Genomic DNA, 13,171 nt, shown 5'->3' on the forward strand with positions numbered 1-13,171 from the left:
TTTTATACGACAATTTAACTTTGAAAGATGTTTCTGGAAAATTGATTGTAAAAGACCAAGCGGTGACTTTACAAAATGTGAAAACCAATATTTTTGACGGATTGATTACCGCCAACGGAACCGTTTCTACCAAAAGCAAAGTACCTACATTTGCGATGGAACTGGGTTTAAACCAAGTTGATATTCAAAAATCGTTTACACAGCTGGAAATGCTCAAAAACATTGCACCAATAGCAGGAATCATCAACGGAAAAATAAATTCGAAAATTCATTTGAATGGTAATTTAGATGCCAAAGAAATGACTCCTGATTTAAAAACACTAACGGGAGATTTATTTGGACAGCTGTTGTCGACCACTGTAAATGCTAAAAATTCTACTTTATTAAGTGCTTTAGGAAGCAATATAAAATTTATTGACATCAGTAAAATTAATTTGAATGATCTAAAAGCCAATTTGACGTTCAAGGATGGTAAAGTAAATGTGAAACCCATTGACCTGAAATACCAAGACATCAAAGTTACCGTTGGTGGATCACATGGTTTTGACCAATCGATGAATTATGATTTAAAATTCAACGTTCCCGCTAAATATTTAGGATCTGAAGTAACCGCTTTGTTGGCAAAGTTGACACCTGCGGAATCCGCTAAATTAGAAAACATCCCAGTAAATGCAATGGTAACGGGTAATTTTGGAAGTCCTAAAATTTCGACTGATATGAAACAAGCGGTAACCAATTTGGCCAACCAATTGGTAAAACAGCAAAAAGACAAGTTGATCAATCAAGGAACGAATGCACTACAAAACATTATCAAAGGAAACAGTAAACCTAAAGATTCGACCAAAACACCCACTAAAGAAGAAGCGGTAAAAGACAAAGCCAAAGATTTGATTAACGGATTATTTGGAGGGAAAAAGAAGTAATTTGTTCCTTAAATAATTCAAGTGTCCTTTTAAATCGTGTTTAAAAGGACATTTTTTTCACACCAAAATCCGTACTTTATAACCTTCATTACTTCTGATATTAAAAACCGTTCCGTCCTCAAAAATCAAATATTGCCCTTTTATTCCAGTCAATATCCCTTTAAAATTAGGTGTTTTATCCAAACTGAGACTTGCGATTTTTTTCGGATATTCTAAAACAGGATAATACAATGGAGTAGCCTTAAAAGCATTGATATCAAAATAATCAAGCACTTCTGACGGAAGCAAATGCTGCACTTTAGTTTTTTCGGCTAACAAATCAATGGATACCACGTCATTCGTGAGCATTTTTCGCCAATTGGTTTTATCGGCAAAATGATTTTTTAAAGCAACCTCGGTGATTCCCGCCAAGTAGCGGTTGGGAACTTCCACAATGGCCAATGCTTGTTCGGCTCCTTGGTCGATCCATCGTGTCGGGATTTGCGTATTTCGGGTCACTCCTACTTTCAATTCGCTCGACGATGCAAAATAAACTACATGCGGTTGCAATTGTACCCGAGCTTCATAGGCCAAATCGCGGTCTTCAATTCCCAAATGTGCGGTACTCAATTCGGGTTTCATGATCCAATCGCCCACGGCGGGACTGCTGTAAAAGCAATCGTAGCAAAAGCCTTGACGGAAAATTTTTTTACTTTTTCCGCAATTCAAACACTGAAAACCATCGAAAACAATTTCCATTTCCTTACCCAGTAACTGATTGACGTTTAGAAAACTATTTTCAAAAACAAGATAATATTGAATGGGATTGCCCAATTCGGTTTGCATTTTAGTGAGCGTTCCTCCGTAAGTCATCGTATTTTAAAATTAGGAATAAGTAATTTGGACTGTTTTTTTGCTATTTTTGGTAAAGTTAGAAATTCAACCCGCATTATCATAATTTAACTTTTAAAATGGCTTTATCTATAATTAATTCTGTTGCCTCGTGGCTGTTAAAAAAACGAATTCATCAGATTGAATTGTTTATGAAATACCCAAATGAGGTTCAAGAAGAATTGTTGTTGAATCTCATTCGCACCGCAGAGCGAACACAAATCGGACTGGAATACAATTTTGAGAGCATCAAATCCTATCAAAATTTTGCCGATCGGGTTCAAATTTCTACCTATGAATGTCTCGAACCTTTAATCGAACAAACCCGAAAAGGCGCTCAAAATATATTTTGGCCTTCGCCGATAAAATGGTTTGCAAAATCCAGCGGAACGACCAATTCCAAAAGTAAGTTTATCCCTGTAAGTTCGGATGCCCTTGAAAATTGCCATTACAAAGCTGCCAAAGATTTACTTTCACTGTACCTCAATAACAACGAAGATTCGCAAATGTTTACAGGAAAAAGTTTGCGTTTGGGCGGAAGCAAACAATTGTATGCCGACAACAATACTTTTTTTGGTGATTTATCGGCAATTTTGATTGAAAACATGCCACTTTGGGCCGAATTTAGCAGTACACCAAGCAACAAAGTATCGCTTATGGACGATTGGAACGTGAAGTTAGGTGCTATTGTCAATGAAACGCGTAACGAAAATGTTACCAGTTTGGCGGGTGTACCGTCTTGGATGCTGGTTCTTTTGAACAAAGTTTTGGAAGAAACCCAAAAAACCAATTTACTCGAAGTGTGGCCCAATGCCGAAGTTTATTTTCACGGTGGCGTGAGTTTTGACCCGTATAAAGAACAGTACAAAAAAATATTTCCCAATTCTGATTTTCAGTATTACGAAATATACAATGCTTCGGAAGGCTTTTTTGCCATCCAAGATTTAAATAATTCGAGTGATTTGTTGTTGATGTTGGATTATGGAATTTTCTACGAATTTATTCCGATGGATACGTACGGGACGCCTCAACAAAAAATTATCAGGCTTGCTGATGTTGAAATTTTTAAAAATTATGCTATTGTAATTACCACCAATTCGGGATTGTGGCGGTACCAAATTGGCGATACGGTGCGGTTTACTTCTTTAAACCCCTATCGCATTCGAGTTACAGGAAGAACCAAACACCACATCAATGTTTTTGGTGAAGAGTTGATTATCGAAAATGCCGACAATGCGATTGCCAAAGCCTGCAAAGTGACGCATACAGAAATGATTGATTATTCGGTAGCACCCGTTTTTATGGAAGGCAAAGAAAAAGGGGCTCACGAATGGATCATCGAATTTAGAAACAATCCAACCGATTTAACGCTTTTCACAAAAGTTTTGGACGAAACCTTGCAATCCTTAAACTCAGATTACGAGGCGAAACGCTACAACAACATGACGCTGAACGCTCCGATTGTTCATGCGGCACGACCCAATTTATTTTACGATTGGTTGAAAAATCAAAATAAATTAGGAGGTCAAAATAAAATCCCGAGACTTTCGAATCAACGGGAATATGTAGAACAATTGCTGGAATTGAATAAGTAAGCTGTTCAAAAACTACATTTTCTGTGTAAAGAAGGACCGCGTTAGTGATGGAAGCGGCATCCCCCGATTTTTCATCGGGGATACAGCGGACAGCACGACCCTTGGGGAACGCCCAAAAAAAATCCTCTCATTGCTGAAAGGATTTTTAGGATATATTTAAAATTGGAATTAGATGATTAACATCGCATCGCCGTATGAATAGAATTTATAGTTTTCTTTGACAGCTTCTTCGTAGGCTTTTTTCATTAAATCATGACCTGTAAAAGCAGAAACCATCATCAATAAGGTCGATTTTGGTGTGTGAAAATTGGTAATCATACAGTTGGCAATACTGAAATCGTGTGGTGGAAAAATAAATTTATTAGTCCAACCGTCGAAGGTATTTAAAGTTCTAGCGGAAGAAACGGCGCTTTCAATGGCACGCATCGAGGTAGTTCCTACGGCACAAATGCGTTTTTTATGCAATTTGGCATTGTTGACAATATCACACGCTTCTTGAGTGATTTTAAGTTCCTCAGAATCCATTTTGTGCTTTGATAGATCTTCTACTTCCACCGGATTAAAGGTTCCTAGACCTACGTGAAGCGTTACTTCAGCAAAGTCAACTCCTTTGATTTCAAGACGTTTCATTAAATGTTTAGAAAAGTGCAAACCTGCAGTTGGTGCGGCAACAGCTCCTTCTTCTTTGGCATAAATGGTTTGGTAACGTTCCTTATCATCCTCGTTTACCTCGCGGTTGATGTATTTAGGAATCGGTGTTTCGCCTAATTCGGTCAACTTGTTTCTGAATTCTTCGTAAGAACCGTCGTACAAAAAGCGAAGGGTTCGGCCGCGAGATGTAGTATTATCAATTACCTCAGCTACTAACGAGTCGTCGTCGCCAAAATAGAGTTTATTTCCAATTCTGATTTTACGGGCTGGATCAACGAGCACATCCCACAAACGTTGTTCGGCATTGAGTTCTCTTAACAAAAAGACTTCGATTCTGGCGCCTGTTTTTTCTTTATTTCCGTACAAACGTGCTGGAAACACTTTGGTATTATTCAAAATCAACACATCGCCTTCGTCAAAATAGTCGATGACGTCTTTGAACATTTTGTGTTCAATCGTCTTTTTTTCGCGGTTGATGACCATTAATCGGGATTCGTCGCGATTTTCGGCTGGGTATTCTGCAAGAAGTTCTTTGGGTAAATTGAAAGAGAAATGAGATAATTTCATACTGTATTTTAGATTTTAGATGAAGGATTTAGGATTTAAGAACACCCGGAGATCTTTCGGTTGCAAATATACGATTGTGAGATAGGCGTTGTCAAGTAAAACGACTTTTATTTTTAACATCTCATGCTGTACAAGGCTTGGCCTTTAAAATAAAAGAGCATTACACTTAAAAGTATGTTAATAAAGTTGCTAAAAAATTTCTTCGAAGGCAATTCCGCAGTTTTTTAGGTCGTTCCAAAAATCGGGATAGGATTTGGATACAACTTCGGCATCTTCAATAATAAGGGTGGTTTTTAGTGCCAATGGTGCAAATGCCATCGCCATTCGATGGTCTTGATAGGTTTTTATAGCCTCCCCCAACCCCTCCGAAGGAGGGGAGCCAGGACTCAAAGTCAAAGTACTGTCAGTTACAGAAATGGTTGCTCCAAGTTTTGTGAGCTCTGTTTTTAGTGCTTGAAGTCGGTCGGTTTCTTTTATTTTCAACGTGTGTAAACCTGTAAGTGTACATCCAATTCCGAGTCCAAAACAAGTTACTGCAATGGTTTGCGCGATATCGGGAGAATTAGCCCCATCCCAACCTTTTCCAAAGGGGAAGGAGTTGTGAACGCTTACTTTTGAGATTGTAATTGAATTATTGTTGTTAAAAACTGTTTCCACTCCAAAGTTTTTATAAATTTCTACCAAAGCGCTATCGCCTTGAAGACTGTTCTTCCTGTAACTTGAAAGTGTAATTTGAGTTCCGATTTCGGAGAGGGCGACTAACGAATAAAAATAGGAAGCAGACGACCAGTCGGATTCTATGGTAAGGGTGTGGGGTGTGGGATGTTGGGTGTTGGGTGTGGGATGTTGGGTGTTGGGTGTTGGGTGTTGGGTGTTGGGTTCGATGGATATTAAATTGTTTTCAAACGTAGTTTCTACCCCAATTTCGTTTAATAATCCCAACGTCATTTGGATATAGGGCAACGAGGTAATCTCTCCTATTAAATTTAATTTTAAACCGGTTTTCAACTTTGGAGCGATTAATAGCAAAGCCGAAATGTATTGACTACTGGTGTTGGCTATCATCGAAACCGTATTTTTTTCGAGAACAACGCCTTTGATTTTTAAAGGCGGGAATCCGATTTTTTCTTGATAGGAAATTTGAGCGCCCAAACTATTTAGCGCTTCGACCAATACATGAATAGGACGTTCTTTCATTCTCGATGAACCGGTTAAAATCACTTCTCGGTCGGGTTGAGTAGCAAAATAAGCCGTGAGAAATCGCATCGCTGTTCCGGCGTGGTGAACGTCGATGATTTGGGATTTGGGAGCCTCCCCCAACCCCTCCAAAGGAGGGGAGCTGTTAAGAATTACAGAGAGTGCTTTGAGCATCACTTCTGAATCGTCGGAATTGGACGTGTTTTTCAATTGTATTTCTGGAAATAGGGCTTGCAACAACAACAATCGATTGGTTTCGGATTTTGAACCTGTAATGGTTATTGTTGAATTACTTCTTAAATTGGATTGATGCAGTTGAATATTCATTTTTTTTCTTTTCCAAAACGTTTTCGGATCCAAGGAAATACAAAAACTTCTGCTAAACCCCAACCGAATCCAAAAATAAGGGCTTGATAAATTATTTCTTGAGTAGAGGATTCCTCTCTAAAAAAATAAAGAATAGCTCCATAAGCCAATCCCATAACTATAAAACCTACAAAAAAGGTAATGCTTTTTGCTTTCATAAATTACTTTATTGTTTATCAATTTTCTTATTTCGACCTAAGTAAAAAAACAAAATACTCATAAAAATCACTTGAAAACATGTTCGAATAAAAAACGAATTGGAACATTTACTTCCCCACTCGAAAACACAATTCCGGTCTTCTTCTAGGAAATAAAAAAGCACAAAATTAATTATTGCGACAAGTGCAAAAATAACTAAAAAGCGTTTTATATTGGGGTTCATTATTTCAGTTTTTCGTTGTTTTTATGACGGTCTTTGTCGCGATTGGATTTAAGCTCCATTTTTTTGTCAAAAGCTTGTTGTAAATTAATTCCTGTTTGATTGGCTAGACAAAGCACCACAAAAACCACATCGGCAAGTTCTTCGCCAAGGTCTTTATTTTTGTCGCTTTCCTTTTCGGATTGTTCGCCATACCGTCGGGCAATAATTCGTGCCACTTCGCCTACTTCTTCAGTAAGTTGTGCCATATTAGTGAGTTCGTTAAAGTAGCGAACGCCGTGTTTTTTGATCCAGTTATCAACTTCGAGTTGGGAATTTTGTAGGTTCATATCGTTGCAATATACGAAGCAATCTGTTAGTATTTATCGATTACGAGTACATGATTTGTTAGGCTTCGTTTCTACAAATCGTTTTTCGTAGCTTTATATTTATCTTTTTACTTTCTAATCCACCTGTTTTTTTGTCTTTGAAAATAGTAAAAGGTACGAAGCAAACCAAGTGATTAAGCGTGATTGCTTCGTTCCTTTCATTGACAATTTCAATCCCTCGCGTGTTTTTGATTAGCGATTATAATTTTTTTAAAACCACTTTTTCATTTTGTTTGTCAATCATCTCTTTATAATACATCTTTAACGATGCATACTGATTGGGTGCTATGGTTGAATAATTGATTTCAACGGTTGCAGCCAATTGAATTTGATTTCCGTTAGCAACAATATTGTAGATAAAATTGGCAATGTTTTGTTCCATTCCAATTGCAAGTGGTTTTGGTAGTGATTCGATGGCATACCCTTCAGGAATATTGATTGTAATGCTGTATTTGTCCTGATAAGGAAACGCAAAATCAAGTGGGTAGTCTCTTTTTTCTTGTTTAAATGGATTCACTTTAGTTGCAAAATGCAACATAGGATTGAAGTAAATTTTATCTCCAATGCGTTCCGATACATTATCATTGGTAAAATCTATGGTTTCAACAATGGGTTTTGTCAGCTCTTTTTCGTTCGTTACGACGTAGGCTCCAACTACTAGTCCAGGATATCTTTTTTCCATACTTTCCAGATAAGAATCTTTAGACTTCGACAAATTATTTTCTCTAAATAAATAACCGTTATAATCAAAATACTGATCTCTTATTTTGCCCGAAACTTTTCCGTTCTCGTCCATGTTTGCTAAAACCGTTATGGTTTCTTTAGAATTTACTTTAGGCATTAAATCCACCTCTGAAGAAGTTTTATTTTCGCGTATTATTCGTCCTTTCCAATTTAAAACCTCTATCGGAAGTATGTTGGGCATGGCGTTTTTTGTGGTGGCATCCAATAGTATGATTTCCTTGTCTAATTCGACACCAGCGATTACATAATTATAAGCGCCCCGATTAGGAAAAACCGAAATACCGTTTGAACGCGTACTTACCAAAACGGGGTTGCATTTAATTTGCGCTTCACGGAGCATGGAAACAAGCATCAAATTAATATCAGCAACATTCCCGATTTTTTCAGTATAGGCTTTTTTTACTCCTAAATCCGTGTAGTAACCCATTTTTTCATTCCAGTTCATTCGGTTCTTTACAAAATCAAAAATGGCTGTGATTCGTTCGCCGCGGCTCACTTTACCTTTAATTAATTCTTCTAAATCGGCTTCATAATAGGAAGTTTTTGCAACCTCTCTTCCAAAATATTCCGATTCGTAAATGGTTTTTGCAACCGATTCCCAATCGGTAGAGTAATTAACAATTCCGTTGCTTGGAAAATTTGTGGAAGCCAGTTCATACTGAATCATCGAAGTGTAATTGTCCATATTGTTGACATAGGGTTCTTCTTTTATTGCTTTAATATTTGACCCGGTGTATATAATCCGTGAATTATTGTATCGTCCATTAGCAGAAAGAACTACTTCCTCGTCGGAAGCGTTAATTTGTTCAAATCCTTTCAAAAAGCGTTGGTACGAAAAATATTGTGGAATTAAAACTTCGTATTGAATGTTGTTTACTGGAATGGAATATTGAAAATACCAATCCGGTAAAAAATTAAAGTAGGGTGTTTTTAGTGTATACTTAAACTCAATGATACTTCCTTCTTTGACGTTGGGAAGTGTGATTTTTTTTAAGGAATAATTTTCATTTACTTTCTCTTGAAATTCACCATCGCTCTTCAGCTTGGTACGTTCCACTTTATTATCTACTAAATTATACGTTGCGGCATCATCAAAAAACAAGCGAACGGATTGACCGCCTGTGTAGTAAGGAATTTCTACATTTGCAAAAGAATATCCTTCTTTATTATAAATCTTAATCTTTGTTTTTACTTCTTGAACGAGTGTAAAAGTACCCTCGAAGGAGAGTTCAAAAGAAACTTTTCCGGTCTTGAAAAGTAGGGCTGCTGCTGCAGACGAATCCATAGGATGCACTTTTTCGGCAAGCTCTTCGACAGTTACTTTGTTAAAATTATACTTCTGACTAATTGCAGATGTGGTAATAAAAAAAATGGTGATCAGAGAAATCAGTTTGTGGTTCATAATTTATGTTTTTTTTATCAGTACTATTTTGGCGTTGTCCATTTTGGCTACACTTTCTCTAAATTTTCTAAAATCCTCGTAATCCTCTTTCTTGAAATATCCTGGATTGACTTGATACGTTCTTTTGTAAATCAATTTGTTTGGGGTCACAATGCTGTATTCGGTTTTATAAAATCCAAATTTATCTTTATACTCAGTAGCTTCGGGTTTGGCTTCAATAACAAATTCTGCAGGTAAATTAATTTCAATTTCATCGTAATCATAAAAACCTCTTGCAATTTCAAACGGATTCATACGAGTACGGTAGCGTTGTGGTACCGCTTTTGTAGGGTTGAAAGCATTGAGTGAAAACATCAATCGCCCTGAATTTAGACTGGCAAAATTTGGCGCAACAATAGCAATTTCCTCCTTAAATTCAATCGCATCTTTGTTGTTATTTAACTTCACGTTCTGCAATTTTAAATTGTTGATGTGCCAAAAATAATTATTATAAAACTTGTTTAACTCTTCTTGTGACTTTGTCTCTATATGGAATTTATTTTCATATTGAATGCCTTTAGATTTTATCATCACATTACCCGAAAGACTTCCTTGCACATCAATGCTAAAAGACCCTTTTGACAATTGCGAATTTTGATTAGCTGAAGATTCTGGCGTTTTCACAATTTCGCCTCCTTCGGGTTTAATTAGTAAAGCGGTTCGTTGATCGGTAAAATCTCCTTGAAAACCAAACGGATTAAGCTGACTTGTACATTCCAACCAATACATTTTACCATCAATTGGAACGCCTAAAATAACGTGGTTTCCTTACATGGAAACAAAATCTTCTTGCAAATTTCTGACATCAGAATCGCCATAAATTACGGTATAATAAGATGGCACCCCCACGATTTGTAAAAGCGATCGTGTGAAGTTTGTAAGTGCTTTACAATCGCCATAACCCAAACGATCCACGTCTTTGGCAAGCATCGGTTTCCACCCACCGATTCCTAACTGAATACTGATGTACCGCGTTTTGTCCTGTACATACTTATAGATTATTTTGGTAATTTCTAAAGGATTTTTTTCATTGCCAACCAGATTTTTAACCTTATTTTGTGTTTCAATCGGAATTTCGTCTGTGTTTTTCAAAAGGCTTTCGTACATCCATAAACCAAAATTTTTCCAATCCGAAGCCACTCCATCAACTCCTTCGAGGTGAAAAGAAGTCAATCCAAACATGACATAAGGAAAAAAGGACTGGTAAGAGGGAGCGTACTCCTCATTTTTAATCGCCGTCCTATTTTTTGCCGTAAAATGCAATGTATTGCCTTTCTCCTCTTTCGAAATATTTGGGTGATTTTCAAAATTAAATTCCTTGTATTTGAACCCTAACTCCGACTGATAATTTATCGAATAGGTGCTATTTTCGACACTTTGATGCCTGTTTTCAATCGGATACCAAGAAGGAATAAAAGCGGTATTGGATGTTTCGACTACACTTTCGTAAATTAATGTAAACGGAAACATAATGGGTGTATAATCTAGAAATAGCAGTTTATTATCCGTAACTACCGAACCCTCCGAAACAGAATTTTCTTTAAAATCACGGCGCTTTATTCGCTTAATTTCGGCGCCTTCTTTATTTAAAATTACGGCTTCAATGGATTTTATTTTACTCGAACTGCTAAAGTATTCCGCAGCATCCATGGATTCCAATCCTGTTTCATTCAATATTGTTACTACTCTCTTTGTGGAAATTGTCATTAATTTACGAGAGGAAATTTCAATATTTTTGTAATTTAAACGTACAACAGAATTGGCGTTTTCTATTAAATTATCGGGAATAGTGACAACATTGTACTGCTGATTTTGGGAATAGGTTGCAAAAAAAACGAAAAGGCATAAAATAGAGTTGAAAAGTTTCATGGCTGAAAAATTTTTCTATAAATATATAATTTTTAGGAATAATTAACATTATTATTCTCTATTTTTTGTGTCAATCAAAATAGTTACAGGTCCATCGTTTACGAGTGCTATTTTCATATCCGCCCCAAAAATGCCAGCTTGAACGGGTTTTTGAAATTCGGTTGCCAATTGTTTTAAGAAAGACTCATAAAGTGCAATTGAAATTTCGGGTCGAGCCGCTTTTATGTACGAAGGTCGGTTGCCTTTTTTGGTTGAAGCATGAAGTGTGAATTGACTGATTGCCAAGATTTCGCCATCAATATCTTTAACCGATTTATTCATTACTCCATTTTCATCGGCAAAAATGCGGAGGTTTACGATTTTTTGGGTGAGCCAAATACTATCTTCTTGCGAATCGACTGTTTCAATTCCTACAAAAACCAGTAATCCGGATTGGATTTGACCTACGATTTGGTTTTCAACGGTAACCGATGCAGCAGAAACTCTTTGGATAACGGCTTTCATTATTGATTTAGGATTTAGGAGTTAAAGTTGAAACTGATACTGTCAACTGAAAACGGATTACTCACTTTTTCTAGAATCATCACTCGCAATCCGATCATCGTTGTAAATATCGGTTCGGTAATGTTCGTCGTCGCCTTCGAGGATTTTGAGGTAACTTCTATAACGCGACCAAGCGATTTCGTCTTTTTCCAAGGCTTTTTTTATTGCACAGTGTGGTTCTTCTTTGTGCAAACAATTATTGAACTTACATTGGTCTTGCAACTTAAAAAATTCGGGGAAATAACCGCTTATTTCCGAGGGCTCCATATCGACCATACCAAAACCTTTGATTCCAGGTGTATCAATAATTCGAGCATCAAAACTCAAATCGTACATTTCTGCAAATGTTGTGGTGTGTTGGCCTTGTTTACTTGCTTCTGAAATTACTTTGGTTTTTAAATCTAAGGAAGGCTCCATTGCATTAACCAATGTTGATTTTCCCACACCAGAATGTCCTGAAAACATGCTTACTTTTCCTGTCATTAATTCCTTGAGTTGCTCAATCCCTTTCATTTCTGTAGAAGAAACCCGCAAACATTGGTAGCCGATTTCTTGATACACATGTTGCATGTACAATTGTTCGTCCAAAGTAGCCTCATCAAAAGTGTCTATTTTATTAAAAACCAAAATAGTTTCAATTCCGTACGCTTCGGCAGTAACTAAGAAACGGTCGATAAAATTGAAAGTCGTTGGGGGATTATTTACCGTAATCAACAAAAAAACCCGGTCAATGTTCGAAGCGATGATGTGCATGTGATGCGATAAATTCACTGATTTTCGAACAATGTAATTGTTTCGATCGTGAATGGTGTTAATTGAACCTGTAATTTTATCCGATGTTTCATCAAGTTCAAAATCCACATGATCGCCCACGGCAATAGGATTGGTACTTTTGATTCCCTTCATCCTGAATTTTCCTTTGATTCGACATTCGATAAAAACACCATCCGACCCCTTAACGGTATACCAGCTTCCTGTAGATTTGTAAACAATTCCTGTCATTATGCAAAGATACTACTTTGATTGAAAAATTGAGGCAAAAAAAAAGTTGCCATTTCTGACAACTTTTATTTATTCGATTGAAGTATTAATATTTGTAAGCTACTCCAGTTTTAATGGCTTGAGTTCCACCCAATGCATTTGAATTAGCCCCTACAGTTGTTTTATCCGCTGTTAAAAGTACGAATGGACAACCTAATTTAGCGGCATCCATTTTTAATTTCTTTTGCGCTTTTTTATCTCCTGTATTTCCGGTTTGAAAGTTAATTAAACCCGTTTTTCCTCTAACTTCTCCGCCTTTTTTCAATCCAGCGATGTATGACTTTTCTTCTAAAATCACTACTTTTTCCCAATCTGCTTCTCCGCTGATCACAATTTTTTCAGTCATTTCTTCCACACGTCCTGATTTTCCATAAACCACTTTTTCAATAGCGTATTTTCCTATGGAGTTTTCGGCGTCTTCACCATCGTATTTAAATACTACAACGTATTCTTCAACTCGAATAACTTTTCCATTAACCACCTCACCACTGTGTTTAGTGATTACGTCAACTTGTGCATTTGCTTGTGAAAATCCTACTGAAAGGATTAGAGCTAAAATAAATTTTTTCATTTGTTTTGTTTCTGTTTTAAAATTCGAGCAATAATACAAAAAAAAT

General features: G+C 36.7%; 13 protein-coding genes. 2 read left to right on the forward strand and 11 right to left on the reverse strand.

Translation table 11 applies throughout. The features are described 5' to 3' along the window. Positions 1-923, forward strand: a 923-nt coding sequence (locus ACIQ2X_RS01955; RefSeq protein ID WP_396177193.1) for an AsmA-like C-terminal region-containing protein, incomplete at its 5' end; no start/stop codon positions are given. Positions 924-980: 57 nt separating this feature from the next. Here ACIQ2X_RS01955 and ACIQ2X_RS01960 read toward each other — a convergent pair. Then, entirely contained in the window at positions 981-1,775 is a 795-nt protein-coding gene (locus ACIQ2X_RS01960; protein ID WP_396177194.1) for a DUF2797 domain-containing protein, read from the reverse strand. Between the two features lie 98 nt (positions 1,776-1,873). On the opposite strand from ACIQ2X_RS01960, the gene ACIQ2X_RS01965 reads away from it, so the two are divergent. Next, entirely contained in the window at positions 1,874-3,388 is a 1,515-nt protein-coding gene (locus tag ACIQ2X_RS01965) for a GH3 auxin-responsive promoter family protein (RefSeq protein WP_396177195.1), read from the forward strand. Between the two features lie 168 nt (positions 3,389-3,556). Here the strand turns inward: ACIQ2X_RS01965 and queA are convergent, their stop codons facing one another. The 10 genes from queA to ACIQ2X_RS02015 form a co-directional block, all read right to left on the reverse strand. Next, positions 3,557-4,606, reverse strand: a complete 1,050-nt coding sequence (gene queA / locus ACIQ2X_RS01970) for a tRNA preQ1(34) S-adenosylmethionine ribosyltransferase-isomerase QueA (protein ID WP_396177196.1) — start codon at positions 4,604-4,606, stop codon at positions 3,557-3,559. Between the two features lie 189 nt (positions 4,607-4,795). Further along, the gene (locus tag ACIQ2X_RS01975; protein WP_396177197.1) at positions 4,796-6,130 is read right to left on the reverse strand and encodes a 3-phosphoshikimate 1-carboxyvinyltransferase; all 1,335 of its coding nucleotides are present in this window, start codon (positions 6,128-6,130) and stop codon (positions 4,796-4,798) included. Further along, positions 6,127-6,327, reverse strand: a complete 201-nt coding sequence (locus ACIQ2X_RS01980) for a hypothetical protein (protein WP_396177198.1) — start codon at positions 6,325-6,327, stop codon at positions 6,127-6,129. The genes ACIQ2X_RS01975 and ACIQ2X_RS01980 overlap by 4 nt, the downstream gene beginning before the upstream one ends. A gap of 223 nt (positions 6,328-6,550) precedes the next feature. Next, the gene (locus tag ACIQ2X_RS01985; RefSeq protein WP_396177199.1) at positions 6,551-6,877 is read right to left on the reverse strand and encodes a nucleotide pyrophosphohydrolase; all 327 of its coding nucleotides are present in this window, start codon (positions 6,875-6,877) and stop codon (positions 6,551-6,553) included. Between the two features lie 238 nt (positions 6,878-7,115). Beyond that, positions 7,116-9,062 (reverse strand): DUF3857 domain-containing protein, encoded by a 1,947-nt coding sequence (locus ACIQ2X_RS01990; RefSeq protein WP_396177200.1) that lies wholly within the window; start codon positions 9,060-9,062, stop codon positions 7,116-7,118. A 3-nt stretch (positions 9,063-9,065) separates the two neighbouring features. Then, a complete protein-coding gene (locus ACIQ2X_RS01995; RefSeq protein ID WP_396177201.1) occupies positions 9,066-9,830 on the reverse strand; it encodes a hypothetical protein in 765 nt (254 codons plus the stop codon). Between the two features lie 39 nt (positions 9,831-9,869). Next, positions 9,870-10,970, reverse strand: a complete 1,101-nt coding sequence (locus ACIQ2X_RS02000) for a DUF3857 domain-containing protein (RefSeq protein WP_396177202.1) — start codon at positions 10,968-10,970, stop codon at positions 9,870-9,872. A gap of 51 nt (positions 10,971-11,021) precedes the next feature. Next, on the reverse strand, positions 11,022-11,474 hold the full coding sequence (gene dtd, locus ACIQ2X_RS02005) for a D-aminoacyl-tRNA deacylase (protein WP_396177203.1): 453 nt from the start codon (positions 11,472-11,474) through the stop codon (positions 11,022-11,024). A 57-nt stretch (positions 11,475-11,531) separates the two neighbouring features. Then, entirely contained in the window at positions 11,532-12,515 is a 984-nt protein-coding gene (gene rsgA / locus ACIQ2X_RS02010) for a ribosome small subunit-dependent GTPase A (protein ID WP_396177204.1), read from the reverse strand. A gap of 85 nt (positions 12,516-12,600) precedes the next feature. Continuing rightward, entirely contained in the window at positions 12,601-13,125 is a 525-nt protein-coding gene (locus ACIQ2X_RS02015) for a hypothetical protein (protein ID WP_396177205.1), read from the reverse strand. Positions 13,126-13,171 lie beyond the last annotated feature (46 nt).

This window comes from Flavobacterium sp. (genome assembly GCF_044368625.1).
GTDB lineage: Bacteria > Bacteroidota > Bacteroidia > Flavobacteriales > Flavobacteriaceae > Flavobacterium.

Bases quoted from the DNA above. Each gene is read 5' to 3' on its own strand.
- rsgA (WP_396177204.1), bottom strand. From the start codon at position 12,515: ATGACAGGAATTGTTTACAAATCTACAGGAAGCTGGTATACCGTTAAG.
- ACIQ2X_RS01965 (WP_396177195.1), top strand. From the start codon at position 1,874: ATGGCTTTATCTATAATTAATTCTGTTGCCTCGTGGCTGTTAAAAAAA.
- ACIQ2X_RS01980 (WP_396177198.1), bottom strand. From the start codon at position 6,327: ATGAAAGCAAAAAGCATTACCTTTTTTGTAGGTTTTATAGTTATGGGA.
- ACIQ2X_RS01960 (WP_396177194.1), bottom strand. From the start codon at position 1,775: ATGACTTACGGAGGAACGCTCACTAAAATGCAAACCGAATTGGGCAAT.
- ACIQ2X_RS01975 (WP_396177197.1), bottom strand. From the start codon at position 6,130: ATGAATATTCAACTGCATCAATCCAATTTAAGAAGTAATTCAACAATA.
- ACIQ2X_RS01985 (WP_396177199.1), bottom strand. From the start codon at position 6,877: ATGAACCTACAAAATTCCCAACTCGAAGTTGATAACTGGATCAAAAAA.
- dtd (WP_396177203.1), bottom strand. From the start codon at position 11,474: ATGAAAGCCGTTATCCAAAGAGTTTCTGCTGCATCGGTTACCGTTGAA.
- ACIQ2X_RS01995 (WP_396177201.1), bottom strand. From the start codon at position 9,830: ATGTATTGGTTGGAATGTACAAGTCAGCTTAATCCGTTTGGTTTTCAA.
- ACIQ2X_RS02000 (WP_396177202.1), bottom strand. From the start codon at position 10,970: ATGAAACTTTTCAACTCTATTTTATGCCTTTTCGTTTTTTTTGCAACC.
- queA (WP_396177196.1), bottom strand. From the start codon at position 4,606: ATGAAATTATCTCATTTCTCTTTCAATTTACCCAAAGAACTTCTTGCA.
- ACIQ2X_RS02015 (WP_396177205.1), bottom strand. From the start codon at position 13,125: ATGAAAAAATTTATTTTAGCTCTAATCCTTTCAGTAGGATTTTCACAA.
- ACIQ2X_RS01990 (WP_396177200.1), bottom strand. From the start codon at position 9,062: ATGAACCACAAACTGATTTCTCTGATCACCATTTTTTTTATTACCACA.